Source organism: Bernardetia sp. Wsw4-3y2, from assembly GCF_037126295.1.
GTDB lineage: Bacteria > Bacteroidota > Bacteroidia > Cytophagales > Bernardetiaceae > Bernardetia.
In genome coordinates, this window is the sequence record NZ_CP147017.1 from 977,679 (window position 1) to 1,002,755 (window position 25,077).

A 25,077-nucleotide genomic window follows, 5' to 3' on the forward strand; every position below is an offset into this window, starting at 1 on the left:
CTAATCCATTCAGTTTTGAAATTCCTTTTTTAGTAATTACATATTTGTAATTCAACTGGTAACTTATAACTGTTTACTGATAACTGACATGAATTCTCCTCTTTTTACAAACGATGCTATTGTTTTAGGTATTTTACTTATTGTTTTGGCTATTATTTTTGTTACTTCAAATAGTAAAAATAAAGGTTGGCAAAAATTTTATACGTATGTTCCTGCTTTGCTTTTGTGTTATTTTATTCCTGCTTTATTAAATTATCCATTGCATCTTATTGCAGCAGAATGGTTTGATTCAGATATTTTGGAATTTGCAAGCTCACTCAATATTTCTATTCCAGAGGGTGCTAATTTTAATGAAGTAAAACAGATTTTTTCAGATAATGGAATCGAAAAAAGTCAGTACAAAGGGTTTATAAAAGAATCTCATCTTTATTTTGTTGCTTCTCGTTATTTATTACCTGTTGCATTGGTTTTGCTTTGTTTGAGCATTGATTTGAAAGGAGTTTTGAATTTGGGTTGGCGTGCCATTGTTATGTTCTTGACTGCGACAGTCGGTATTGTTATCGGTGGTGCTGTTGCTCTTTTTATTGTTCATGCTATTAGTCCTGAAACAGTAGAAGGAACAGGAAATAATGCTGTTTGGAGAGGTTTATCAACCATTGCAGGAAGTTGGATTGGTGGAGGGGCAAATCAAGCAGCCATGAAAGAAATTTATCAACCAAGTGGAAGTTTGTTTGGTGCAATGATAGTAATTGATGTTATAGTAGCTAATATTTGGATGGGCTTTTTATTATATGGTGCAAATATGAGCGATAAAATAGACAGAATTTTAAAAGCTGATACTTCTTCTATCACAGCTTTAAAGAAGAAAATGGAAGATTTTCAAGCCAAACATGCCCGTATTCCATCTACAACTGATTTATTTGTTATTTTGGCAATTGGTTTTGGTGCAACGGCAGGAGCGCATTTTTTTGCTGATCTTATTACACCAATCATGGAAGGATATGAAAAGCAATTAAATGATATTGGACTTAACTCCCTTACAAGTGGATTCTTTTGGCTGGTAGTTTTTGCCACTACAATCGGTGTTTTGCTTTCTTTTACTCCTCTTCGTAAATTAGAAGGGGCAGGCGCATCAAAAATAGGAAGTGTTTGTATTTATATTCTTGTCGCAACAATCGGAATGCACATGAACTTGGCTGAAATAGGTCAATATTTAGGTCTATTTTTCTTAGGCATTATTTGGATGCTTGTTCACGTTAGTATTTTGCTTTTTGTGGCTTATCTTATAAAAGCACCTTTCTTTTTTGTAGCTGTAGGAAGTCAGGCTAATATTGGTGGTGCTGCATCTGCACCTGTGGTAGCTTCGGCTTTTAGTACGGCACTTGCACCTGTAGGTGTTTTATTGGCTGTTTTGGGTTATGCACTCGGAACGTATGGAGCAATTGCAGCAGCTTGGTTAATGGAATGGGTGTATGCTGGGGGGTAAAATAAAGTTAGATTTTTGAATTTGATGAAAACTCAACTGTTTTTGCATTAATTAAATAACCTCATTTGTTATGTTTGATTTCATAAAAAATCTAGCCAATCAATTTCTTAATACTCCTAAACTATACGGTAATATAATAGATTATTCGTATGGAAATGAAGTTTATAGACACATACGAAGTAATATTATTTTAGAAAAATATGACTTGGTAGAAGAGCAGATTCAACGACTTAATTGTGATGACTTGTCGACGGTTATAGATTTTATTACTCTTACAGTAGATGAAAATATTCTATTGGAATGGATAGAGAATAGTAACTCAAGAGATATTCCTACACTCATGTTAGGTGTATTTTACAATCATGAAGGCTGGAAAGCTCGTTCACATGCTTTATACAGAGAAGTCAGTCAAGATGGCAGAAAAACATTTTCTTATTACCAACAAAAAGGCTTAGAAACTTTATATAAAGTCTCAGAAAACACTTCTTTATTAACAGAACTCTATTCTCGTTTGATGCAATTTCACATGGGAGAAAGTGAGTTAGATACAGCAATAGATTATTTCCAAAAAGCTAAAAATAGAACTCCTAATGATATTTGGATTTACTTGCGTTATTCTGAATTAATACAGCCAAAATGGGGAGGAGATGAAGAGTTGGTTAGAGAATTATTAGCCAACCTCCCAAATCATGAACTTAGTCGACAAATAACATTACTAAAAATAATTGGAGAGGCTTATCAAGCTGAAATTAATTATTTTGGAAATGATATGAGTGAGTTGGATAAAAAAGCAAATGAAATTCTTTATGAAATAGATAGAAGTGTATCTCAAAACCCTCCCTCTTCAATTCATCGTTACACTTTATATTGCTATCTTACAATAGTAGCCGAAACTATAAACAATCACCTTATTGCAGAGAAATATTTTGCCAAAATGAATGGATATTATACCCTGTATCCTTTTGGTATAAATCCAGAGGTATAATTTTAATTCTAAACAGAACATATTATTTATGACTATTGAAGAATATATTGACCAAAATTTAGAATTATTGGAAAAACTATGTGGAAAAAAAGATACTTGGAAGGGAGAAAACTACGATAAAATAATGATGAATGTAAAAGTCAATTACGATATTGTAGTTAATAATATGAAGTCTGCCGAATACTTAACTCCAATAGAAAGTAGTTTTGAATCGCATATTCGTCCCTTTTGGAAAAAAGAATTAGGTGTTGAAAAACCTAAAGAAGATGAAGTAGTAATAATGGAATTTGCTTGGCACGGAGAAACTGGTCAATATTTGAAAATAGGTAGAGATGGGTTTATATATAATGCTGTTAATAATGAAGGAGAAAAAATAAATCTAAATAGTTACGCAAATCCTAGCCCTATAAAATCAGATGAAACACAACTACTTGTGGACAAAGTTTTCAATGCCGTAAAAGATGCAAGAGAATGTCCGAAGGTTTACTATTTAGATGGAACAGAATATATATTTGCAGCTTATATCGATGGAGTTATAAAACTTGGAAAGGTATATTGTCCTAGAATAGAATCTAATATGGGAAAGTTACTAAAAGAAGTACAAGAAGTTTTAAGAATCAAAGGCTTGTTAGATATATAAATAGTCATCATTATGAAATATTTCTCTTTTGTTTTAAAGACAGCAGGAATTTCTTGTTTTATAAGTTCCTTAATTGGTATTTTGGGTGGTCTTGTTTGGAGTAAAGAATCTCCATTACATGCTCACTTCCCTGTCCCAAGTTGGTTGATTACTTTAATTTTGGCTGCCTGTACTTCTCTTTTTGTTGGAATATTAGTAGGAAGTATGCTCTCTTTTCTTGGTAAAGCTAATCTACCAAAGGCAATTTTATATACTGTTATAATAGTAGTTATTTTTCTAATTGCATTTTTGACGTATGTCATAAACGTATAAAGTTCTTTACTTTTCCCATCTTATGTTGTTCAAATCAAATGACAAACTAACTCTACAACTCAAAAATCTAGGGATAAATAATTGGAATGAACTAACAAAATACATTCAAAATTTACCGTATGGAAGAAATGAAAATCGCCATGATTTGAGTTTGGTTTTGACAGAACAAAAAGGAACATGTAGCTCAAAACACGCTTTTCTCAAAAAGATAGCTGATTTGAACGAGATAGAAAATGTAAAGCTATATATCGGAATTTATAAAATGAATAGCTCCAATACGCCCAAGATTGGAAATATTTTATCAGAAAATGAATTTGGTTATCAACTAGATTATATTCCAGAGGCGCATTGTTACCTCAAAATAAACGGAATAGAGCAAGATTTTACCAACCCAGCCGTTGTTGGTGTCCTCACTGACGACTTATATAGTGATTTTGAAAAACTACGAAATGATATTTTAAAGGAAGTAGAAATTGAAGCCCACCAAGTCAATGAGTTTAAAGTAAATTATCATCAAAGTTTTCTAAGAAAATGGATAGAAAGAGAAAATAAAACATCTGACTTTGTAATTAATTTTGACACTATTTGGAAGTTAAGAGAGCAATGTATTGCCAATCTGACTGATTAATTTATTCGAAAAAATTCTTGTTACTGACAAAAAAGCACTTTAAAAACTAAAAAAAGCACTATTTTATCAAATTGAATTTATATCTCAAGTATTAGACTGATTTTTTACACATAAATATATGTAGGTACAATAATTGTATATACAATTAAAATTTGAAACTGATTTTTAGCAATTTATACAGTAATGAACAGAAAAGATTTTTTAAAGCGAGCTTTAAAGACAACACTTGGAACAGGTTTCTTAATTTCTACACCTATTTTGGGAAATGCTTTTGGCAAACAAACTCAGAAAAAAACAGTAAATTCTGTTACAGACTCTGACACTTTTTTAGGATTTAATCATTTACCAAACTCTTCAACACAATCTATTATGGCAAATACAGTTTTTCACAAAGCAAACACAAGAGGAATGGCTGACCATGGTTGGCTTAAAAGCGCACATAGTTTTAGTTTTGCATCGTATTACAATCCAGAACGTATGAATTTTGGTGTTTTGCGTGTCATGAACGATGATATTATTGTAGGTGGAAGTGGTTTTGGAACGCATCCTCACGACAATATGGAAATTATCAGTATTCCTATAGAAAATGGCTTACGTCATAAAGATAGTATGGGTAATACTTCATTCATAGGAAAAGACGAGATACAGGTAATGAGCGCAGGAACTGGTGTACAACATAGCGAAGTGAATGACACGCAAGAGACGACTAAATTTCTTCAAATTTGGGTCATTCCAAATAAGCGAAACGTAAAACCTCGTTACGACCAAATTAAGCTTAATCCAGCAGATAGAAAAAATAAATTACAGCAGATTTTGTCACCTAATGCTGATGATGCAGGTGTTTGGATTCATCAAAATGCTTGGTTTCATTTAGGAAGTCTTGAAACAGGAACAAAAGTAGATTATGATTTGAAAGATGCTGCCAATAATGGTGTTTATGTTTTTGTCTTGAAAGGTAAAGTTATCTTGAAAAATAACGATGAAACACAAGAGTTAGACAAAAAAGATGGTTTTGGAATTTGGGACACCAAAAATTTTGAACTTGAAGCCTCACAAGATGCAGAAGTATTATTGATGGAAGTTCCGATGAGTTAGGTTTATATACCAAACGGTTTACTCAAAGTGAATCGTTTGGTTTATTCTATTTCATATAATATTCCTTTGACTAACTTTCTGTCTAGTATAATATCTTTATTGGGCTGAAATCCTACTCCAGTTATTTCTACAGTAAGATACAGATAATTCTCATCTATTGCTTTCAAAATAATATTTCTTATTTCTATAAATGAATTTTCATTTATTCCTTTAAGATATTGCTTTTTAAAATAACCTTGATCAACATAAGTTTCCCAGTGTTCAACAAATACATCTAAACTATCAAATATTCTTATTGCAACAGTATCCTTACGAGAAAGAGGTAGCATATTATCTATAAGAGTACCTGTTATTTTTACTGTATCTCCTAAATCCTCTCTAAAATCAAATTTGATTTCCTTGCCCTTAAGAGCCTGTTCGAGTTTTTATTTTTTCTTTCTTCTAGCCCCTTTATTTATGAGGTTTAAAATCATAGCTAAATACACAAATGCTTTAGCAGAATCTACAGTTTTCTCATAATCTACTTTTAGTCTTCTGTTTTGATTAAGCCAAGCAAAAGTTCTTTCTACTACCCACCTTTTGGGTTGAGGTACAAATGCTTTATCCTCTTTTTTTTCTCTTCTTGGACTATTGACAATCTCAATTTGTACTCCTGTTTGACTAAATATTTCAGCAGCCAAACTAGCACTTCTATAGCCTGCATCAGCAAGAATTTTAAAGAATTTTCTTCCTCTAAATTGAGCTAAATAAGCTAGATAAGCAAGTTGATTCACGTCAGCTTCATTGGCTGGACTAATCTCTAATTCTAGTAAATTTCCTTGCGTATCTACCAGTATATGCCGTTTACGTCCTTTTTTGAGCTTGTAACCATCTACACCTATAGCTTCCCCTCCATATACACTTTGTACACTTTGAGAGTCTATAGAACCCAAAGAGGGTTTAGCATTTCTACCTTGAGCCAACCGTTCTCTTGTGACCAACTTGTCCAAAAGTTTTTTGTACCAACCCATCTTCTGCCATTTGCTAAAGTAGTCATACAAACTACTCCAAGGAATACCATAACTACTGGGAAGTAAACGCCAACTACTGCCAGAACGAGTGATGTAAAATAGTCCTGAAAAGATATTATACAAACTGTGTTTGCGTTTTCTTTCCAAGTACGAAAAAGGTATAAATTTTTTCATATATTGCCAAAGAGCATCAGATAAATATTCATTAGTAAACATAGTCATTGATATTTTAATTAGTAACTGAAAATCAATAACTTAACTAATAAAAAAATCTGATGTTCTTTTTTATGTATCTAAACTCGAACAGGCTCTAAAGGCTTCATACATAGAATCCAAATGTTGTATGGGGAAATACCCAATATCCCAGCCTCCTTGTGCAGATACTAAGCTAAAAGAAGCAGCAAATATGTTCAAGACTAAAAAAAAGAGTAGTTTATATATTTTCATTTTTTAGTAAAAAATCATTCCTCAATCCGAATTTCATTATCCTGCACAAAAGGAACATCTTTTTTCTTCTTTTTGATTTTGAAAAGGTCTTTAAAATTATCAAAAGTAAAGATTTTCAGAAGACTTGCGCCTGCTGTAGAGTTGTTTTGAAGGGCTGTATTAAATGTATTTACATTATTTTTATGATACACTTTCATACGCAATTTTCCATCTGGTAAAATCAAATATTCGACTGTCCAATCGCCTGCAATGCTAGCTAAATTAGCTTGATTCTGAACATTTGTAAACGCACCTTCCCGAGTTACACGTATCCTACCCTCAAAAAAGGAATACGACAAACGAAGCTGTAAGGTGTTCAAAGCCTGTGCATCTAATCCTTGTACATTCAAATCTATTTCTAGGTTTTCATCTACTTGAGAAATGAGATTACTGAGCTGATTTGATAAAAGCTCACTTACACTACTTCCTGCTGAACGATTGATTCCCTCAAAGGCATTTTGTGTCGATAAACGCCGTAGCAAAATCAAACTAAAAACCTGTTTGTTCATCTCTTGGTCGTCGTTTTGGATACGAGTTTTGAAAGCTGCTACATAAGATTCTAAGGAAATAGGTGTTCCTCCTGCCAATATCAAAGCAGGATATTGAGTTATATTTATATCAAAACGAATATCAGGTGTGAGCAAATCACCTTTCAAAAACAAATCTACAACAACAGGATAACGTCTTTTTATCTCCTGACTAGCCAAGACACTACTGTCGGAAACAGTAATAAGAGGTGCAAGAGAAGCCATTTGTTGATAAGTTGCTGTCAAATCTACTTGTGCTGCAAATGGGTCACCACTCCAAGTAATATGACTTCCTCTATCGACATTAAACTCTTTATTGATGACATTCATAAAGGTAAAATTATATGCTCCTTTTACAATTTCTACATCGCCATACATATTAAAATCACCCTTTGTATCAATAATCATTTTGAGCCTTCCTTTTCCGTTTCCACGAATTACATCACCTACTTTTTTATCAAAAATAAGCTCTATATAAGCATCAGGGGTAATATCTAAGTTAAACTCCATTTTTAAGCTAGACAAATCTTCTTTTTTCAAACGACTTTGAAGAGAATCTAACTTGGTAGAGTCAGTATGATTGACAAAACGAATAAAGGATTGTGTCGCAACATCTTCAGGATTTGATAATGGCATGTAAATACGAGTTCCTGCTTCACTCTTTGCATTAATTGTAATTCCTAACTGCTCTAAAGCACCAAAAAGCTCAAAATCTCCAGTTGCAAAGGCAGTTCCATAAAAAAGATCGTTATGATGTGGTTTTGTATCTAAAACCTTCATTTTTTTCATTTCTCCACGCAATTGCATTACAAAATCCTTAAAACCATCATGAAAAATACCACCATCCAAAAATGCAATATTATCAGCATCATCATACAAACGCAACCTGTCCACACCAATTTGATTTTCTGTAAAAGTAATTTTATCATCAAAATGATAAATTGTGTTGAGATAATCTACTCTAAAACTTCCTCCACTTACAAAAGCCTCTCCTATCAATTTTATCTGATTGGGTTTTCCCTTTATCTTGACAGCACCATAAACATCTCCTTTAAAACCATCAGCTACCACATTTAAGAATGGTTCTACAATATTGAGTTTCATTCCAATAATTTTTGCATCCAAATTCAATGGATTTTCTTTGTCTTTTGGCGAATAATATCCTGAAATATCGACAACTTCTCTACGTCCATACGCCAAATAAGCCTCAATATTTAATTTTTGTTCTTCATTATTCCAAACTGACTCTGTATGTAGGTTTCCAATCGGAATGGATGCCATTACTAAATTTTGAAGATTAAGGTTATTTTCTAGCTTTAGAGTATCATACACCCCACTGACAAATGCTTCTCCACTTGCTCGTCCTGCCAAGTCTTGTCCAAGAAATATCCCAAAGGGTTCTAAATCTACATTTACCAAACCAACATTCAGAACAGAATTTGGGTCTTTTGAGACTCTACCCATTATTTCTATTCGCTGGCTATCACTTTGTAAAATAAATTGATTTTCAAAACGAATTTCATCTTTACGTATTCCTATTCTAACAGAAGAATCACTTTTCCACTTTTTATCTAACACTAAAAATTCTGGATTGATAAGATTGAGCGCATAAAGTGAATCTGTAATATTTAAAGAGCCTTTTAATGAAACATTATCATTATGTTCTTGTCTCTTTATGTAGGTATCAAATAAAATTTCTCTTCCAAACCATTGTGCATCAATACGCAGATTTTCAGCAGAAAGAGCACTTGTATAATACTGTCTTTCTGAGGAAATATTGGTCTGAACATCAACTCCCATCGAATCTAACGGTTTGATGGCATTAATTTTCAAATCGGTTTTATATAATGCCAAATCTTGATAGGAGAGTGAGTCTATATAAGAATCTAGTGTAAATTTAACTTGATTTTTTTCTATATCTCGCTCAAATATCCCATCAAATTTTGAGTCAGAAGCAATATAAAATTTAGGTTCGAAAAGCTGTACAAGAGGATTTATTTTTTTGACATCAATAGAATAATCAATTTTATAAGGTATTTTTTCAGCAGGATTTTTCTCTACTTTTTCTTTCTTTTTATCATAATAAGCCACCTGTGAAGCCGAATCGTTTAAAAACTCTAATTGATATTCTTCAAAAGTGCTTATTGCATCATCGATAGCATCTTGTAATTGAAACTCTCCCTTTATATCCAAATCAACATAATCAGATTCTAAATGAATATCACGAAAACCATTTTGTAGTGTAGAATTTAATGAAATGACACTTAAAGCCAATTTATTTTTATTGTAATCAATTTGAGCTTGACGAATTTCGGCAGTTCCTGTAATAGAATTTAGAGTAAGACCTTTTAGATTAAAATTACCATTTCCCTGTAGATTAGCAATTTTTTTTGACACACCTAAATTTTGTAAATCTGATTTTATGATACGAATTCTTCCATTAATGACACTGTCTTGTAAGTCAATTTTGCCACGCATATCAGCGACTAGGTTGGCATCATTAATTGTCATTTCTCCCGTAAAAGATGGATATTTCAAACGCCCATCTACTATAATATTTTTATAGGAATAGTATTTAAACTTGTTTTTTAATGTAATACTATCAACAGCAGCTTTTACTTCCAAATCAGCTTCTTCTTTTGTAAAGCCTTTTCCATTTATTTGTCCTTTTGCTGTTATTTGTCCTAAAAAATCACTTTTTGCCATCTTTCCAGCTTGAAAACGAACTAAATTTAATTTTCCTTCATAAGTTTTGTTTGTTGTATTTAAATGAATATCAGTTACAGCATTTCCTATGGATGTTTTGAATTTTCCATTCGCTACAAAATCGGAAGGAAAGCCCAAAAATTCCCCTGAAAAATTTACCATTCCTAACGGCAAAATGGTTTGATAATCAGAAGGAGATAGATATTGTTTGATGTCAGAAATTGTCAGACGAGCATCTTTAAATCGTAAATCAAGAAAGGAACTTTCATAATCAGGCAAACCACGAATAGCAAACTTTCCATCGACAAAACTTTGATTGGCAAAATCAATCCGTAAATCTTTCGAACGCAAATCATCAACTGTTCCACGAACTAAGCCAGTAGCCACTACTCTTTCTTTATATTTTTTTAAAGAAGGGGCAAAACGAGCCAAATCAGCAAAATCTATTTGAGCATTCTTGAGATTTGCATAAATATCTACTTTTTCTATAAAATTTTCTGAAAGATAAGCTGTACTATCATACCTGAAAATAAGAGTATCTTTCAAATGACTATTTCCAATTTGTGCATCAAGATTCAGAAATTCTAATGAATTGTTGGTATAACGAAAAAACACATCCAAATTACTGACAGGAAAATCAACAAAAGGCTCAATCAGGCTTCCTTTCCTAACATTGAGTTCAACAGTATCTTTAAAGAGTCTAAAATAATCTAACTCTCCATAAATATTACTAATTGTAAAGTGATTATAATCAAAAAGTCCTGTTTCTAATGAATCTCTAGTAGGATTATGAAGCGAAAACTGTACATTATGCAAACTAGCTTTACTGATTTTAAAGGGAATATCCTTTGTCTTTTGAGTAGTATCACTAGTAGAAGAAAGTGCAGAAATAGCTCGTACAAGCTCATTTATATTCCAAGATTCTGTGGCAGGATTCATAGTCATATTAAACTGTGTCCCACGCAACTCTACATTATCAATCTGAATAACTTCTCCTCCAAAAATAGCTCGCCAACCCAAATCTGCATTCAACGTGTCTGAATCTATAAAAAGACGGTCAGTATGGTCAATTACTCTAAGCCCTATCAGGGTAACTTTATCAATATCAGAAAAATATAGTCTTTCAATAGTAATTGGAAAACCCAAACGCTCACTCAAATAAGTAGCTCCAATTTTGGCAGCCCACGTTTGTGTACCCGAATATTGTCCTATAAGTGTCAGAAAAAGCAAAAAAAGCAAAATACCTACCATTAGCTTCAATGAAAAGCGTATGGTTCTGCCCACCCGAATCATAAACCATCGGAGGTAAATAGCAAGATTATGATATATTTTTTTTAGCTTTTGCAATTTTTTCAGTTATCAGTTATCAGTTATCAGTTATCAGTTATCAGTTATCAGTTATCAGTTATCAGTGCAAAACTATGCTTCTTTAATAACTATTGTAAATGAGAGTTTTTTTAATGAGAAAAATTCGTAATTAGCTTCGCTGCTTTGGCAGGTCGTAATTCTATAAGCAAAATTAGGTCATCCTTTTACAGAAAACTAAATTTTATAAGTATTTTTGATAATTCTGTTTTAGTTTTAGACTAATTTCGATCTATAACTAGCATAGAGAACAAAAAACTATTACTTTCGTTTTAATTGATTTACTTTTTTATTAAATCTTTCGATTAAACTATTTATCTATTCTATCAGATGACAAAATTCTCTTTTATTGTTCCTTATCGCAACCGAGACACAAAAATAGCTAAACGCTGTTTGCTTTCTCTTCAAACTCAGAAAGTAATTACAGACTATGAAGTAATTTTTATAGACTATGGAAGTGATAAAGTTATTTCTAACGAATTAGAGAGTTTTTGTAACGATTTGGATAAAATAAATTATGTTTTTAATGAAGTAAGAGGAATGTTTTGGTCTCGTTCGGCTTCTATCAACAACGGAATTTATTTAGCGCAAGGAGAATATTGTATCATTGCTGATGTAGATATGATTTATTCTCCTAATTTTTTGGAAGAAGTAGAGAAGAATATCAATCAAAATACACTGTTGCATTATCAATGTTTTTATTTGAATGAAGGTTTTGAATATGATAAATATTTAGAAAATCATAGTTTGAAGATTGAGAATCTAAGTCAGTTTGAAAAAAGCAGTAAAGAATCAGCAATGGGAATTGTAGTTATTCCAACTAATAAACTAAAAGAAATAGGAGCTTTTGACGAATATTACAGGCTTTGGGGAATAGAAGACAAAGATTTGAATAGACGTTTATTGAATTATGATTATAAAGAAAAATTAGAAATGAAATGGCTTAATGCCGAAAAATCGCCTGTTTTTCATCAGTGGCATCCAGCAGCAAACAATCCATTAGCACAGCCAAAAGGGTGGGAGAAAATTGTAATTGAGCATTATCATAATAAATATGATAAACCAGAACTTACTATTCATAAAAGAACAAATGGAATAGAAATAGGAAAAATTTATAAAAATGAAGAGCGACCTGCTCTAAAGATTTATAAGCATCATCAAGAATCAAAATCGGACTTAGTCTCTAATTTTAGCTTTGAATTCCCTATCGAAAAAGCATATTCTTCTTTTGTGAGTCAGTTTATGAAATTAGAGAAAAATAAACCTCTTATTTTGAATCAATCTTTCTCTCTAATCGATGAAAAAGCAACAAGCAAAGCAGCACAAGGAGTACGAAAAATCAATTCTCTTTTAGAAAAAGTAAAGGTTTCCTACAGAATGACTGAACTTTTGAAGCATACTTACGGAAATATTGATTTTTATCAAGTACGTGATTTTCTATTTTATTTCATCGTAGATTTTGAAGATTTCATTGAAGACTATTACTACAAACAAGAAAATGGAGAGAGTGGAAAACCTGAGAAAATTACTTTGATTTTATTTAAAAAGTGATTTACAAGTGTCTCAGACTTCCTACTCTGAATAAATATCATTTTTCACTTATCATTCAAACAGACTACGAAGTCTGTGATACACAATTTAAGTTTTTACACAAACAAATTTGAAGCAATTCCATCAGCAAATAATTTTCCTTTCTCTGTAAGAGTAACAGTATCATTCTTTAATTCAACCATTTGATTTTCAACTAATTTTGAAACAGTTTTTGACTGATTTTCTAAAAGATTGTAGTTATATTTTTTGATTAAATGATTCAAATCAATTCCCCAAATTGTTCGCAGAGAAGTCAAGAAATATTCATTTATTCGGTCGTTTTCTGAAAGCTCGTCAATGATTTTAGGTAAGCTATTTTTATTCAAACTTTCAGTGTATTTTCTATTATTAGCAGCATTCATAAAACGATTTTTTCCATCGTAAGAATGTGCCGAAGCTCCCAAACCCAAATAAGGTTCATCTTTCCAATAGGCTGTATTATGTTTTGAAAACTGATTGGGTTTTGCAAAATTGGAAATTTCGTAATGAACATAACCATTTTCTTTCAATGTTTCGGTCAGAATTTCAAATTGTTGTGCTGCAAATTCTTCATCAATCGGTTTTAGTTTTCCTTTTTTCAGACTATTTCCAAAAGGCGTTTTGGGTTCGATAGTCAAGCAGTAAGCAGAAATATGAGGAATATTCAAAGAAAGCGCAAACTCTAAATCTTTCCTCCAAAAATAATGAGGATTTGATTTTAAACCTTCACTTTGTTTTTCAAAATTATTTTCAAATGCATTGAATACAATTTCTTTTTTTGGTAATTGAATACCATAAATCAAATCTACACTAATATTGTCAAAACCTGCTTTTTGGGCTAATTTGACACAATTTTTAGCCTCTTCGGCATTGTGCGCCCTATTCATAAACTTCAAAAAAGATTCTTCAAAAGATTGAATACCAATACTCAAACGGTTAAAGCCAATTTCCTTTAATGATTTCAAAAATTCTAAAGAAGTAAGGTCATCAGGATTTGCTTCCAGTGTAATTTCTGCCTCTTTATCAACCTCAAAAGTAGATTTTACTTTTTCTAAAATTGCTTTTAATTCTGAAATTTCTAAAATAGAAGGCGTTCCACCACCAAAATAAATAGTTTTTAGTGTTTTTTTTGTCGGTGGAGGCACTGACAACGACGAAGGAAAAACGGCTTCTTTAAAAAAATCTTTTTGCAATTCGATTTCTTTATCTAAGGCATATAAAAAAGCCTGTTTTTGCTTGAGATTTGTACTAAAATGAAAATCGCAATAATGACAGGCTTGTTTGCAGAATGGAATATGAATATATATCATAGCATAGACAGGGTTAAAACCCTGTTCAATTTATAAGCTAAAGTATAATTTTTTAAAAAATGGCTTTAACTAAAACATGACTTTTTTAATTGAACAGGTTTCTACTCAATTAAGAAATAATTTTTTAACAATGATAAAAATAAGTCCTAATAAAAAAACAGTAATTGAAATTTTATTAATAGTGTGCATTGCACGAATATTGAAGTTTGCCGAATTTTTCTTTGTAAAAAAATACGTTAAAACAGGCATTAATGCAAAATAATCTTTTAATGTATTCTTTTTTGCACGAACTATTTTTTCAGAATTTGTATCGTTTATATTTGTTTTTGTGGTTTGCATAGCTTGGGAGGAATTACGAATTAAAAATTACGGACAACTTATAGTTGATAGTATATTTTTTATAATCTTTTGAGAAAGATTTTTGTTTTGATTAAAATCTTCCTGCAAAAATACAAAATTTCTACTCCTTCTTAGCTAAATCAATTAAATTTACTTGTGTTGGATTTTCATTTATTTCATCTCGCTCAATATTTCCATCACGCATAAAAACGACACGATGTGCATAATTTGCAATATCTTCTTCGTGGGTAACCATAATAATTGTATTTCCTTTTTTATGCAATTCGGCAAACAAATTCATAATTTCATACGAAGTTTTTGTATCTAAGTTTCCAGTGGGTTCATCGGCTAAAATAATACTTGGATTGTTTATTAAAGCTCTTGCAATAGCCACACGCTGTCTTTGTCCACCCGAAAGTTCGTTTGGTTTGTGATGATAACGGTCGCCCAAACCGACATCTTCCAATGCTTTTTTTGCCATTGCATCTCTATCTTTTTTGTTGTATCCTGCATAAATCAACGGCAAAGCTACATTATCCAACGAAGAAGCACGAGGCAAAAGGTTGAAAGTTTGAAAGACAAAACCAATTTCTTTATTTCTAATTTCTGCCAATTCATCTTCTGAAAGTCGGCTTACATCTCGCTTATTCAAAACATACGAACCACTTGTGGGCGTATCCAAACATCCCACAATATTCATTAATGTAGATTTTCCAGAACCCGAAGGTCCCATAAAAGCGACATATTCACCAAAATTAATAGAAATAGAAACTGATTTGAGAGCGTGAATAATTTCATCTCCCATTTTATAACGCCTTGATATTTTTTCGGTACGGATTACTTCGTTCATAGACTAGCTTTTTCGCACACTAAAGTGTACAGTACATTTTCACACGCTAAAGCGTATGCTACATTTTTCCTTTATTAGTAGCAACTTTAAAACTAGTATTACAGTTTTGAGATTTTTATTTGGTAAATTTGTGATAAAACAATAAAAAGAAATAAATGAACAAAAATTTCATAAACACACGCATACAGGAAAGCATCGCTACAAAAGAGCGAATTTTGACAGATGAACCTTTATTAGAAAGCATTTCAAAAGCTGCACAGGCTTGGAAAACGACTTTTGAAAAAGGTGGAAAAGTTCTTTTTTGTGGAAATGGTGGAAGTGCTGCTGATGCTCAACATATTTCTGCCGAACTTTCTGGTCGTTTTTATAAGGATAGAAAACCTCTTTTTGCCGAAGCCTTGCATGTCAATTCGTCGTACCTGACAGCCGTAGGAAATGATTATGGTTATGATATTGTTTTTGAAAGAATGGTACAGGCAATGGGACGAGAAGGCGATGTTTTGGTGGCGATTTCTACTTCTGGAAATTCTCCAAATATTGTAAAAGCCGTCGAAGCAGCCAAAGAAATTGGAATGATTACGATAGGAATGACAGGAAATAAAGGAGGAAAATTAAAAGAAATTTGTGATATAATTTTGAATGTTCCTTCTGACGATACACCACGCATACAAGAAAGTCATATTTTGGTAGGACATATTTTGTGTGAATGGGTAGAATTAGCTTTATTTGAATAGAGATAAATTACCTCAACGACACTTTTAAGTTCGTTGACGGTTTAATACATATGCTGCAAAATTTACATTCAATTTGGAAAAAACACAAACTTAAAAAAGTGTATTTATTTGGTTCTTATGCTCGTAATAAGCAAAATCCAAGTAGTGATATAGATTTTTTAATAGAACATTGTATTGATTTTTCTTTATTTGATTTGATTCAATTACAATTAGATTTAGAAAAAGAATTGAATATTGATGTTGATTTAATTAGCAACAATTCTATTTCAAAATTCTTAAAAGATTCTATAAATAGAGATAAAATACTTATTTATTCACAAAATAAGGCTTTGTTAAAAACAGAATTACATCAAAACGATTAGTAATTCGTAAGTTTGAATGTAAAAATATTTTATAAACACAGAAGTACAAAGTTACTCAAGGAAATAAAATTGAATTTCACTGATTACTGGTAACTGATAACTGATAACTGTAAAAAAATGGTTTTAAGAGCAGAAAATTTAATCAAACGCTACGGAGGCAGAACTGTCGTTAATGGCGTTTCGATAGAAGTAAATCAAGGCGAAATTGTAGGTGTTTTAGGACCAAATGGTGCTGGAAAAACAACTTCTTTTTATATGATTGTAGGATTGGTAAAGCCTAATAGTGGTAAAATTTATCTTGATGATAGAGATATTACAAAACTTCCTATGTTTCGCCGTTCACAACTTGGCATTGGATATTTGGCGCAAGAAGCCTCTGTTTTTAGAGAACTTACTGTAGAGGAAAATATCATGGCTCCTTTACAAATGCGAGATTTGACCAAACAAGAACAAAAAGAAAGAATGGAAGAACTTATTGAGGAATTTCGTTTGAAGCGTTTTCAAAAAATACAAGGAAAATTACTTTCTGGTGGGGAGCGTCGTCGTACTGAAATTGCTAGGGCAGTAGCAACTAATCCAAATTTTATTTTGTTAGATGAGCCTTTTGCTGGTGTAGATCCAATTGCTGTGGAAAATATACAAATGCTCGTTGCCAAGCTCAAACAAAGAAATATTGGTGTGCTTATCACAGACCACAACGCCAATGAAACTTTATCTATTTGTGATAAAGTTTATATTATGTTTGAAGGAAACCCCCTTATCAATGGAACTCCTGAAGAAGTATCACAAAATAATAGAGTAAAAGACGTTTATTTTGGTCGTCAGTATGAATACAAACGCAAAATATTTGACTTTGATACTGATTTTAATGATGAATTTTAATTAATAAACGAACCATCGTTTAGGCTCAAATGCAGCCGTAAAACTAGGTTTAAGAAATATTTATGCCGTTGTTGGTGTACTCACCAACGACATCAAACAAAAAACTATGCAAAAAATAAAATCAACAACTGTCCTTGCCGTTTCTCACAACGGACAAATTGCTATTGGAGCAGACGGACAAGCAACAATGGGAAACACAGTAGCCAAATCTACTGTCAAAAAAATTCGTAAGATTGCAGACGGAAAAGTAATAACAGGTTTTGCAGGCTCAACAGCTGATGCCTTTACACTTTTAGAGCGATTCGAAGAAAAACTAAATGGATATGGTGGAAATGTAAAACGCTCTGCCATAGAACTAGCAAAAGACTGGCGTACAGATCGTTATCTTCGCAAGTTAGAAGCCATGATGATTGTGGTTAATAAAGACGGAATCTTGAATATTTCAGGTTCAGGTGATGTGCTTGAGCCAGATGAAGATGTAGAATCAATTGGTTCGGGAAGTATGTACGCAAAATCTGCTGCTCTTGCTCTCAAACGCCATGCCCCACATTTGACAGCCGAAGAAATGGTAAAAGAAGCTTTAACAATCGCTGCTGATATTTGTATCTATACAAATCATAACTTTATGATTGAAGTTTTGTAACTAATTATAAATTTTCAACCCTAAGGGTCTTCATAGTCCCTTAGGGTTTTGTATTAATTAGAAAAGTTTCCTCCAATATAATAACGCTCATTATTTTTGATGAGCGTTCCTTCAAACCTTCCTTTTGTTATTCCTGCTGAATCTAAAAGCAATAAATTTACAGTTCCATTTTCTAAATCTCCTTCAATCTTTTCTGTACCTTGTGTGAGCATTACGTGTACATTTGCGTAAGGAAGATTATTTTTTGCAATCGGATAAGTGCCTTTTTCTAGTTTTTTGGCAAATAATAATACTTTTGCATGTTTATTTGAAACGCTTAATTGCTCATTTTCACTTGTAAGTTCACTAGAAATATTACTTTCGCTTTTATTATCCTTCACTTTTATTATTCTTTCAATAATAAACTTTTGTTCTGGAATAGAAAGTTGATTCAAAGGTTTTGATTCTACAACCATAGTTGGGTCTTCTGCTTCTTCTGATGTAGCTCCTGCTGCAATATCTTCTTCTGCACGTTCTTTTTTATCTTGATTAGTGGCAGTTTCTGTACTTTCCATACTTTCGTTCATGGGCGAACCTGTTTTTTGAGCTGAGGAACAAGATTGTATAAAAAAAAGTAAGGCTGAATAGAAAGCTATATTTTTAAGAAAATTATACATAAAAGCAGATTTAATTTTGAGTAGTTTTTTTAAGTAGAACAAAATTACTTTAAAATAATTTCATTTCTATCTCATTTTTATATTTCTAAAGATTGAAATAACGCCCCATAGAGCAATACTTAAAGCTAAAAGTCCCATACAACAGCCAACTGTTGGAATCAGATATAGTCCTTGAAAAGAATTTTCTCGTTCTCTGTATGGTTTATTTTTCTGATAAATTATTTGTATAGAGTCTCCAACTTCATGAATAATAGATGTAGAATTTGCAGGTACGTTGTGCGTAAATGTTATTTTGTTATTTTCTAAATCAGAATATTGTAGAATGGGTGCATAGGCAACATACTTACCATGACCACGTTTTGGACTTTGAACATATTTTTTGCCTACATCTATAACCACAGCAGTAGTAGTTATGCCATTTTCAACAAGAAAATTTGTTTTATTATATTGTTGAATACCAACGTACAAAGCAATAGAACCTAGTACTCCTGTAAATATAATGACAAAACATGTAAAGACTATGGCAAATTTATGATGCTGCATAATTTAATTTTTTAGGTAAAACAAAATTACTCTAAAATAATTTCAAAAGAATATTTCATTTCTTTGTGTTCTCTGCCAATTCTGTGTTTAAATGTATTAACAAAATCACTCCAAAGATTCTTTCAAAACAACTCTATCATCAAATTCAAAACGTTCTCCATTTATTTCTTGATAGGTTTCGTGCCCTTTTCCTGCTACCAAAATAATATCATCTTTACCTGCCATGCTACATGCTCTTTCAATAGCTTCTTTTCGCAATGTAACAATTTGATATTTTGAAGGCTCTACTTCTTTTACGCCTTCTAACATATCTTTTATAATTGTTTCTGGTTCTTCTGTTCGTGGATTATCTGATGTAAAAATAGACCAATCACTATAATTAGTCGCTATTTTTGCCATTTCTGGACGTTTAGTTTTGTCTCTATTTCCCCCACAGCCCACAACAGTTATTAAATGTTGATGTGTTTTTTTGATTTCACTTATTGTCTTCAAAACATTTTCAAGTGCATCAGGTGTGTGAGCATAATCTACAATCGCATGAACTCCTAAAGAGGATGTATAACGCTGAAAACGACCATTTACTCCCTTTATATTAGATAATTCTGTCAAAACTTCATCTTCATCTTCTTCCAAAAGCATAGCTACGCCATAAACAGCTAATAAATTATAGGCATTAAAATGTCCAATCAGTTTAGTCCATGTTTCTTTTCCATTAATTTTGCCATTATGTCTTTCTTCTATCTGTAATTGCATTCCTTCAAATGAACTATCCATAATTCTGACTTTATAATCAGACATAGATTTCATTGAATAAGTAACATGCTTGGCTTTGCAATTTTGCAGCATAACCAATCCTCTTTTGTCATCTTGATTGACAAGTGCAAAGGAAGTATGAGGAAGCATATCAAAAAAACCTTTTTTAGCTCTAATATATTCTGCAAACGTTCCATGATAATCCAAATGGTCGTGTGAAATATTGGTAAAAACACCTCCTTTAAAATGAAGTCCTTCAATTCGTTTTTGTACAACAGCATGCGAACTTACTTCCATAAAAACATGTGTACAGCGTTTTTTCACCATTTCAGCAAGCAGTCGATTGAGTTCTACTGGATTAGGTGTAGTGTGCGTAGACGGATAAATTCGGCTTTTTATTTTGTTATGAATTGTAGAAATTAGTCCTACATTATACCCTAATTTTTTGAATAATTTATAAAGAATTGTTACGACTGTCGTTTTTCCATTTGTGCCAGTTACACCTATTAATTTGAGTTTTTTAGAAGGATTTCCATAAAAATTACCTGCTACTATTCCTAATGCTTTTGCTGTATTTTCTACTTCAAGATAGGTGACATGACTTTCTAAATAAACAGGCAATTTTTCACAGACAATCGCCTTTGCACCATCTTGAATGGCTTGTTTTATAAATTGATGTCCATCTGCCACTGTTCCTTTTAGAGCGACATACATATCATCTTTCTGTATCTTGCGAGAGTCAAATTGAATTTGATTTATTGCACATTCTAAATCTCCTTGTATGGATTGTGTCTTTAGATTTTTGAGTAATTCAATTATTTTCATGACTGATTATTTTTATGGGAAAGGTCTTTTTTATAGTTAATGATGCCTATTTTTACAAATCTATTTTGGGCTACTTTGTTTTGAATGCTTCTAATAAAAAAATGAAATAGTTTGACAAAAACTGATAAAAATCGACAAAAAAACAGTGCAATTTAATTAAAAATGCACTGCTTTTTAGAAAAAAATCAAAAAACAAAGTTTTATATCAATGCTGGTAGTATAAATAAAAGAAGTCCTAATAAGATTGCACCAACACCCGCTGTAACAGTAACAGTAAATAACCCTACTACACCCAAAATAATCAAAACAACACCTACTATTCTGAAAATAGCTCCTAATGGGCTAGTATCTTTCGTAGACTTGATGTTTTTAGACTCTTTCTTTTCTATTTTTTTGAGTTTTTTAGTAATGAGTTTAGTAGCTAAACGTTCTTTAAAACTCATTTTTGACTTATTAGCTTCCAGTTTCTCAATAAGTTCTGCTGAGTTTATTTTTGCTGTCTGCGCTTTAGTTTCTTTTGTTTTAGCTTCCGATTCAGAATTACTTCTTTCAGAAATTAATGAATTAGATTTGCTTTCAGCAGGCATAAAAGCAAAAGAAGAAAAATTGATAAAAAGCGAAATCAATATGATTGAAAAAAATTTCATATTTGTAAATAATAAAAGGTAAAAAAATATAATTATTAAAAAAATGAGCACATTTTAATTAAAATAAAAGCAATGCAATTAAAAATACATTGCTTTATTTTCTATTAAAAATCTTGAACAGTCATTCCTAAATCAGTTCTGGTAATAAATAAATGAATATACCAATAACAATAGTAACAACACCTCCATATAAATTTAGGAAAATAAGGCTAATAACCCCCAAAACAATCAATAAAATGCCTAAAATATGAAACAATTCTGTCGAACCTTTTGATTTATTTGGGCTTTTAGCATCTTTTTTTACTGCTTTTTGAAGTTTTTTGATAAGTAATTTACTAGCCAAACGTTCTTTAAAGCTCATTTGTTTTTTGTTGGCTTCATAATTAGCTTCCATTTTTTGAGTGAGTTCCTTAGCTGTAACAGTTTTAGTTTCTTTAGTTTCTGTTTTGTTTTCTGATTCACTTTTTGGTTTCTCAGAAGCAACAGCTACATTTTTTTCTGAAGTAGAAGTGCTTTCAGCAGGGAAAGAAGGCATGAAAGCAAAAGAAGAAAATCCAAATACTAAAAGAACAAGTGTTAAAAAGGTAGTTTTCATAAAATAAAAATTGAGGGTTAAATTGAAAAAAATATATGCACAATAAAAAAAATCCAAAATTACGTGAGAAAATTAGTCAAAAATAGTTCCTATAATAACTATTATATTAATAATCTGCGAAAAAAGCCAAAGTACATTATCTACTGTTCCTTTATTGCCTTTTTCTACAAAAATTAAAAACAAAAAAAGAATTGCACTGCAAGAAGCAAAAATCCCAAGCAAAAAATATCCTGTAAAAAAAGCCATTACAGCTACAAGAACACTTGCCCAACTTAAGAGACCAGCTGTATGCTGACCATTCCATTTTGTAGACCTCTTTATAGATTTGTTACTTTCTTTAAATCTATAATATTTTTTATTGGAGGGTTTGTTTTTTAGAACTAGCTTTAAGATAGAAAGTTTTTTTCGAAACGATATTTTTTTTACTTTGGTATTTGATTTTGTATTTTTAGATTTAAAAATAGTTTTTTTAGTAGATTTTTTTTGATAGTCATGCTTATTTTTTCTGTTAGATTCTGTTTTAGATATTTTTGTCTCTCTTTTTTCAGCAACAAATTCTGAATCAGCAAAAGAAGATAAAGCATTTGTATTTTGAGAAATTCCAATGCAACAAAGGAAAAAAAGAAAAATGATTCTATTTTTCAAATCAAAATCAAAGTAATTGTCTGCCATAGCTAGTTAAGTTATTTTTTGGTTTAGATACAAAAAACATTCTTAGCGTTGCATCTTGATAAAGTCTTTTTGAGAATAAAGCATAAGCTGTTGAAGAAGAATAAAAAAAAAATGACTAACTTTCCCAAAGCATTTGCACAAAAAAAGTTATTAGTTTAGCTGTTCTATTGCAAAAAGGAACTCTATAAGTTAAGTTTGTAATAAAAAAATCTTGAATTTTAAACCCTAAGGGTTTTGAAGACCCTCGTGGTTTCGATACCGTGAAAAGTAATGATAAAATATGAAAATCAATAAAAAATACTTTTTTCCTTTACTAATTTTATCTTTTCTATTTGGAAATTTTATTTTTGGTGCTTTTTTTAGTTCTGCACAAAATAATAATGAAAAAGATAATTTACCAACTATAACAGGCTCTTTTTCAAAAGACAGTTTGAAGGTTGGCAAGCACATTCCTTTCAAAGTCGTCTTTGTTCATAATTATGACAAAGAAGTTATCTTTGCCGATTCTACCTATAATTTTGAGCCTTTTGAATGGGTAAAAACAAATGCCTTTCCTACTCAAACAGACTCAAAAGGTATAGCGACTGATAGTGCTATTTATTGGCTACGAACTTTTGAATTAGATACTACCCAAACACTTAAACTACCCGTTTTTGTTCTTGACCAAAAGACAGGTGACACACTCAAGTATTTTACAGAAGTTTCTACCAAACAAACTGAGTTTGTTTTATCAAAGTCAGCTTTACAAAATATGCTACAAAAAGATAGTATTACTTTTTATCAAAATACTACTTTTTTGGAAATTCCACGATTTACAAACTATCCTTTGTATGGATTAATTGTAGTTGTTTTATTAGCAGGAGTTATTTTGTTCTTTGTGTTTTTTGGCGAAAGCATTCGAAGAGGCTATCGTTTGAAACGTTTGCAGAGCCAACATGAAAAATTTATACAAGAATATGCTAACCAATTAAAACGAATAGAAAATCCAGAAGCAACCGACCATACATTAGGAATGTGGAAAGCCTATATCGAAAAGCTCAAAAATGAGCCTTTTACTACTTATACATCAAGTGAAATTTCTCGCCTTACCAAAAATGAATCTTTAGGACAAAATCTTAAAGTAATTGATAGAGCCATTTATGGAGGACAAATAGATAATAATACAGAATTGGCACTTCAAAATCTAAAGAATTATGCCATTAATATCTTTGAAAAACGTTTGGCAGAGCTGAGAGTAACTTCCGAAGATGACTTAAATAAAAAAGCAAAAAAACAAAATTCATCTGTTGAGAAACAAGTTGAAAAAAGAAATAGAAAATTAAATCAAGAAGAAAATGTTTGATAAATCAAGTTTTGAATGGTTAGATTTTAAATGGTTTAGTCTTGAAACGCTTCGTAGTTTTGATTGGCAAAGTCCATTTTGGTTGTATGCACTTATTGGAGTTCCATTTTTATTTTTACTGAAATGGCTTATTTTTGTGCGTTTTCGTCAAAAATTAGAAGTTGCCTTTCCAGATAAAAGTTTGAAATCAGATTTTTGGACAATTTTGAGACACGTTCCAAAAGTATTTTTCAGTCTATTTTTAATCTTTGTTTTGATTGCACTTGCTCGCCCTCAAAAAACATCTGAACAGCCTCCTGAACGTTATACAGAAGGTATTGATATTATGATTGTAATGGATATTTCGGAATCTATGCAAATTGAAGATTTCAAGCCAAATCGTTTAGAAGCAGCCAAAATGGTAGCTAATAACTTCATAAAAGGACGTTTGCAAGACCGAATCGGAATTGTAGTTTTTGCTGGCGATGCTTTTAGTCTTGCCCCACTTACCACAGATTACGAACTTCTTTATGGGTATTTGGATGAGATAGATTTCAGAATGATACAAAAAGGAGGAACAGCCATCGGAAGTGCTATTGGAGTAGGAACAAATAGAATGCGTGAGAGCGAAACCAAATCAAAAGTAATGATACTCTTGACAGATGGCGAAAGCAACGCAGGTACAATTGACCCAATTACGGCAGCCAAACTAGCAAAAAAATATGATATAAAAATTTACACTATTGGTGTAGGTAAAGAAGGAAAAGTGCCTTACAGAAACCGTTTTGGACAGGTTCAATATATTGATAATACGCTTGATGAAACTGTTATGCGTCAGATTGCACAAATAAGTGAGGGGAAATTTTTCCGAGCTACCAATAATGCTTCTCTAGGAGAAATTTTTTCTACGATTGATAAATTAGAACGTTCTGAAATCAAAGAAAACAAATTTACATTGACGAGAGATTTTTATGAAATCTATTTAACGTGGGCATTTGTATTCTTGATTATTTGGCTTGCTTTGAAAAATACTTTTTTGGTTAGTGCTTTGGAGGATTAAGAAATGGGAAATTACTCTGTCAAGAATAAAATATCTTGCTTTGTACTTTCTACAATACAAGTAAGCTGCCTAAATA

26 protein-coding genes are annotated in these 25,077 nt (G+C 31.6%); 13 read left to right on the top strand and 13 right to left on the bottom strand.

The genetic code is table 11. The features are described 5' to 3' along the window. Positions 1–88: 88 nt before the first annotated feature. The 6 genes from V9L05_RS03870 to V9L05_RS03895 all read left to right on the top strand — a co-directional run bounded on the left by V9L05_RS03870 (position 89) and on the right by V9L05_RS03895 (position 5,146). Positions 89–1,486 carry a DUF819 family protein gene (locus V9L05_RS03870; RefSeq protein WP_338814447.1) on the top strand — a complete coding sequence of 466 codons (1,398 nt, stop codon included), beginning with the start codon at positions 89–91 and terminating at the stop codon, positions 1,484–1,486. Positions 1,487–1,556: 70 nt separating this feature from the next. Then, a complete protein-coding gene (locus V9L05_RS03875) occupies positions 1,557–2,471 on the top strand; it encodes a hypothetical protein (protein ID WP_338814448.1) in 915 nt (304 codons plus the stop codon). Positions 2,472–2,499: 28 nt separating this feature from the next. Then, positions 2,500–3,111 (top strand): hypothetical protein, encoded by a 612-nt coding sequence (locus V9L05_RS03880; protein ID WP_338814449.1) that lies wholly within the window; start codon positions 2,500–2,502, stop codon positions 3,109–3,111. 12 nt (positions 3,112–3,123) lie between these two features. Beyond that, positions 3,124–3,423, top strand: a complete 300-nt coding sequence (locus V9L05_RS03885; protein WP_338814450.1) for a hypothetical protein — start codon at positions 3,124–3,126, stop codon at positions 3,421–3,423. Between the two features lie 22 nt (positions 3,424–3,445). After that, positions 3,446–4,051 (top strand): hypothetical protein, encoded by a 606-nt coding sequence (locus V9L05_RS03890; RefSeq protein ID WP_338814451.1) that lies wholly within the window; start codon positions 3,446–3,448, stop codon positions 4,049–4,051. Positions 4,052–4,234: 183 nt separating this feature from the next. Further along, on the top strand, positions 4,235–5,146 hold the full coding sequence (locus tag V9L05_RS03895) for a pirin family protein (RefSeq protein ID WP_338814452.1): 912 nt from the start codon (positions 4,235–4,237) through the stop codon (positions 5,144–5,146). Between the two features lie 41 nt (positions 5,147–5,187). Here the strand turns inward: V9L05_RS03895 and V9L05_RS03900 are convergent, their stop codons facing one another. The 4 genes from V9L05_RS03900 to V9L05_RS03915 form a co-directional block, all read right to left on the bottom strand. After that, positions 5,188–5,475, bottom strand: coding sequence for a hypothetical protein (locus tag V9L05_RS03900; RefSeq protein WP_338814453.1), 288 nt, complete (start codon positions 5,473–5,475; stop codon positions 5,188–5,190). Positions 5,476–5,571: 96 nt separating this feature from the next. Continuing rightward, on the bottom strand, positions 5,572–6,372 hold the full coding sequence (locus V9L05_RS03905; protein WP_338811837.1) for an IS5 family transposase: 801 nt from the start codon (positions 6,370–6,372) through the stop codon (positions 5,572–5,574). Between the two features lie 69 nt (positions 6,373–6,441). Beyond that, entirely contained in the window at positions 6,442–6,603 is a 162-nt protein-coding gene (locus V9L05_RS03910; protein WP_338814454.1) for a hypothetical protein, read from the bottom strand. 14 nt (positions 6,604–6,617) lie between these two features. Continuing rightward, positions 6,618–11,222 carry a translocation/assembly module TamB domain-containing protein gene (locus V9L05_RS03915; RefSeq protein WP_338814455.1) on the bottom strand — a complete coding sequence of 1,535 codons (4,605 nt, stop codon included), beginning with the start codon at positions 11,220–11,222 and terminating at the stop codon, positions 6,618–6,620. 348 nt (positions 11,223–11,570) lie between these two features. Here V9L05_RS03915 and V9L05_RS03920 point away from each other — a divergent pair, with 348 nt between their 5' ends. Continuing rightward, on the top strand, positions 11,571–12,791 hold the full coding sequence (locus tag V9L05_RS03920) for a glycosyltransferase (protein ID WP_338814456.1): 1,221 nt from the start codon (positions 11,571–11,573) through the stop codon (positions 12,789–12,791). 95 nt (positions 12,792–12,886) lie between these two features. On the opposite strand, the gene hemW is transcribed toward V9L05_RS03920, so the two are convergent. The 3 genes from hemW to V9L05_RS03935 form a co-directional block, all read right to left on the bottom strand. After that, complete coding sequence (gene hemW, locus V9L05_RS03925) at positions 12,887–14,119, bottom strand: radical SAM family heme chaperone HemW (RefSeq protein ID WP_338814457.1); 1,233 nt, start codon at positions 14,117–14,119, stop codon at positions 12,887–12,889. Positions 14,120–14,224: 105 nt separating this feature from the next. Further along, on the bottom strand, positions 14,225–14,458 hold the full coding sequence (locus V9L05_RS03930; protein ID WP_338814458.1) for a DUF6728 family protein: 234 nt from the start codon (positions 14,456–14,458) through the stop codon (positions 14,225–14,227). A 121-nt stretch (positions 14,459–14,579) separates the two neighbouring features. Further along, entirely contained in the window at positions 14,580–15,308 is a 729-nt protein-coding gene (locus V9L05_RS03935) for an ABC transporter ATP-binding protein (RefSeq protein ID WP_338790228.1), read from the bottom strand. A gap of 155 nt (positions 15,309–15,463) precedes the next feature. Between V9L05_RS03935 and V9L05_RS03940 the strand changes: the two genes are divergently transcribed. The 4 genes from V9L05_RS03940 to hslV all read left to right on the top strand — a co-directional run bounded on the left by V9L05_RS03940 (position 15,464) and on the right by hslV (position 17,929). Further along, positions 15,464–16,042, top strand: coding sequence for a D-sedoheptulose 7-phosphate isomerase (locus V9L05_RS03940; RefSeq protein ID WP_338790227.1), 579 nt, complete (start codon positions 15,464–15,466; stop codon positions 16,040–16,042). A gap of 50 nt (positions 16,043–16,092) precedes the next feature. Next, positions 16,093–16,404: a nucleotidyltransferase domain-containing protein gene (locus V9L05_RS03945; RefSeq protein ID WP_338814459.1), complete on the top strand. Its 312-nt coding sequence runs from the start codon at positions 16,093–16,095 to the stop codon at positions 16,402–16,404. Positions 16,405–16,521: 117 nt separating this feature from the next. Next, positions 16,522–17,286 (top strand): LPS export ABC transporter ATP-binding protein, encoded by a 765-nt coding sequence (gene lptB / locus V9L05_RS03950; RefSeq protein ID WP_338814460.1) that lies wholly within the window; start codon positions 16,522–16,524, stop codon positions 17,284–17,286. A 106-nt stretch (positions 17,287–17,392) separates the two neighbouring features. Further along, positions 17,393–17,929, top strand: coding sequence for an ATP-dependent protease subunit HslV (hslV, locus tag V9L05_RS03955; RefSeq protein ID WP_338790223.1), 537 nt, complete (start codon positions 17,393–17,395; stop codon positions 17,927–17,929). A gap of 53 nt (positions 17,930–17,982) precedes the next feature. Here hslV and V9L05_RS03960 read toward each other — a convergent pair whose 3' ends face one another. From V9L05_RS03960 to V9L05_RS03985, 6 genes are all read right to left on the bottom strand, one after another. Then, positions 17,983–18,585, bottom strand: a complete 603-nt coding sequence (locus V9L05_RS03960) for a hypothetical protein (RefSeq protein WP_338814461.1) — start codon at positions 18,583–18,585, stop codon at positions 17,983–17,985. A 66-nt stretch (positions 18,586–18,651) separates the two neighbouring features. Then, complete coding sequence (locus V9L05_RS03965; RefSeq protein ID WP_338814462.1) at positions 18,652–19,128, bottom strand: DUF3592 domain-containing protein; 477 nt, start codon at positions 19,126–19,128, stop codon at positions 18,652–18,654. A gap of 105 nt (positions 19,129–19,233) precedes the next feature. Next, positions 19,234–20,706, bottom strand: a complete 1,473-nt coding sequence (locus V9L05_RS03970) for a UDP-N-acetylmuramoyl-L-alanyl-D-glutamate--2,6-diaminopimelate ligase (RefSeq protein WP_338814463.1) — start codon at positions 20,704–20,706, stop codon at positions 19,234–19,236. 200 nt (positions 20,707–20,906) lie between these two features. Beyond that, positions 20,907–21,353: a hypothetical protein gene (locus V9L05_RS03975; RefSeq protein ID WP_338814464.1), complete on the bottom strand. Its 447-nt coding sequence runs from the start codon at positions 21,351–21,353 to the stop codon at positions 20,907–20,909. A gap of 127 nt (positions 21,354–21,480) precedes the next feature. Next, the gene (locus V9L05_RS03980; RefSeq protein WP_338814465.1) at positions 21,481–21,948 is read right to left on the bottom strand and encodes a hypothetical protein; all 468 of its coding nucleotides are present in this window, start codon (positions 21,946–21,948) and stop codon (positions 21,481–21,483) included. Positions 21,949–22,020: 72 nt separating this feature from the next. Continuing rightward, entirely contained in the window at positions 22,021–22,620 is a 600-nt protein-coding gene (locus V9L05_RS03985; RefSeq protein ID WP_338814466.1) for a hypothetical protein, read from the bottom strand. Positions 22,621–22,900: 280 nt separating this feature from the next. Here V9L05_RS03985 and V9L05_RS03990 point away from each other — a divergent pair, with 280 nt between their 5' ends. Both V9L05_RS03990 and V9L05_RS03995 read left to right on the top strand, forming a co-directional pair. Beyond that, a complete protein-coding gene (locus V9L05_RS03990) occupies positions 22,901–23,962 on the top strand; it encodes a hypothetical protein (protein WP_338814467.1) in 1,062 nt (353 codons plus the stop codon). Beyond that, positions 23,955–25,001 (top strand): VWA domain-containing protein, encoded by a 1,047-nt coding sequence (locus V9L05_RS03995; protein WP_338814468.1) that lies wholly within the window; start codon positions 23,955–23,957, stop codon positions 24,999–25,001. Before V9L05_RS03990 ends, V9L05_RS03995 begins: the two co-directional genes overlap by 8 nt. Positions 25,002–25,077: the final 76 nt, after the last annotated feature.

Bases quoted from the DNA above. Each gene is read 5' to 3' on its own strand.
- V9L05_RS03975 (WP_338814464.1), bottom strand. From the start codon at position 21,353: ATGAAATTTTTTTCAATCATATTGATTTCGCTTTTTATCAATTTTTCT.
- hemW (WP_338814457.1), bottom strand. From the start codon at position 14,119: ATGATATATATTCATATTCCATTCTGCAAACAAGCCTGTCATTATTGC.
- V9L05_RS03880 (WP_338814449.1), top strand. From the start codon at position 2,500: ATGACTATTGAAGAATATATTGACCAAAATTTAGAATTATTGGAAAAA.
- V9L05_RS03900 (WP_338814453.1), bottom strand. From the start codon at position 5,475: ATGCTACCTCTTTCTCGTAAGGATACTGTTGCAATAAGAATATTTGAT.
- V9L05_RS03885 (WP_338814450.1), top strand. From the start codon at position 3,124: ATGAAATATTTCTCTTTTGTTTTAAAGACAGCAGGAATTTCTTGTTTT.
- V9L05_RS03970 (WP_338814463.1), bottom strand. From the start codon at position 20,706: ATGAAAATAATTGAATTACTCAAAAATCTAAAGACACAATCCATACAA.
- V9L05_RS03875 (WP_338814448.1), top strand. From the start codon at position 1,557: ATGTTTGATTTCATAAAAAATCTAGCCAATCAATTTCTTAATACTCCT.
- hslV (WP_338790223.1), top strand. From the start codon at position 17,393: ATGCAAAAAATAAAATCAACAACTGTCCTTGCCGTTTCTCACAACGGA.
- V9L05_RS03965 (WP_338814462.1), bottom strand. From the start codon at position 19,128: ATGCAGCATCATAAATTTGCCATAGTCTTTACATGTTTTGTCATTATA.
- V9L05_RS03960 (WP_338814461.1), bottom strand. From the start codon at position 18,585: ATGTATAATTTTCTTAAAAATATAGCTTTCTATTCAGCCTTACTTTTT.
- V9L05_RS03945 (WP_338814459.1), top strand. From the start codon at position 16,093: ATGCTGCAAAATTTACATTCAATTTGGAAAAAACACAAACTTAAAAAA.
- lptB (WP_338814460.1), top strand. From the start codon at position 16,522: ATGGTTTTAAGAGCAGAAAATTTAATCAAACGCTACGGAGGCAGAACT.
- V9L05_RS03895 (WP_338814452.1), top strand. From the start codon at position 4,235: ATGAACAGAAAAGATTTTTTAAAGCGAGCTTTAAAGACAACACTTGGA.
- V9L05_RS03890 (WP_338814451.1), top strand. From the start codon at position 3,446: ATGTTGTTCAAATCAAATGACAAACTAACTCTACAACTCAAAAATCTA.
- V9L05_RS03985 (WP_338814466.1), bottom strand. From the start codon at position 22,620: ATGGCAGACAATTACTTTGATTTTGATTTGAAAAATAGAATCATTTTT.
- V9L05_RS03930 (WP_338814458.1), bottom strand. From the start codon at position 14,458: ATGCAAACCACAAAAACAAATATAAACGATACAAATTCTGAAAAAATA.
- V9L05_RS03940 (WP_338790227.1), top strand. From the start codon at position 15,464: ATGAACAAAAATTTCATAAACACACGCATACAGGAAAGCATCGCTACA.
- V9L05_RS03905 (WP_338811837.1), bottom strand. From the start codon at position 6,372: ATGTTTACTAATGAATATTTATCTGATGCTCTTTGGCAATATATGAAA.
- V9L05_RS03935 (WP_338790228.1), bottom strand. From the start codon at position 15,308: ATGAACGAAGTAATCCGTACCGAAAAAATATCAAGGCGTTATAAAATG.
- V9L05_RS03920 (WP_338814456.1), top strand. From the start codon at position 11,571: ATGACAAAATTCTCTTTTATTGTTCCTTATCGCAACCGAGACACAAAA.
- V9L05_RS03995 (WP_338814468.1), top strand. From the start codon at position 23,955: ATGTTTGATAAATCAAGTTTTGAATGGTTAGATTTTAAATGGTTTAGT.
- V9L05_RS03980 (WP_338814465.1), bottom strand. From the start codon at position 21,948: ATGAAAACTACCTTTTTAACACTTGTTCTTTTAGTATTTGGATTTTCT.
- V9L05_RS03910 (WP_338814454.1), bottom strand. From the start codon at position 6,603: ATGAAAATATATAAACTACTCTTTTTTTTAGTCTTGAACATATTTGCT.
- V9L05_RS03870 (WP_338814447.1), top strand. From the start codon at position 89: ATGAATTCTCCTCTTTTTACAAACGATGCTATTGTTTTAGGTATTTTA.
- V9L05_RS03990 (WP_338814467.1), top strand. From the start codon at position 22,901: ATGAAAATCAATAAAAAATACTTTTTTCCTTTACTAATTTTATCTTTT.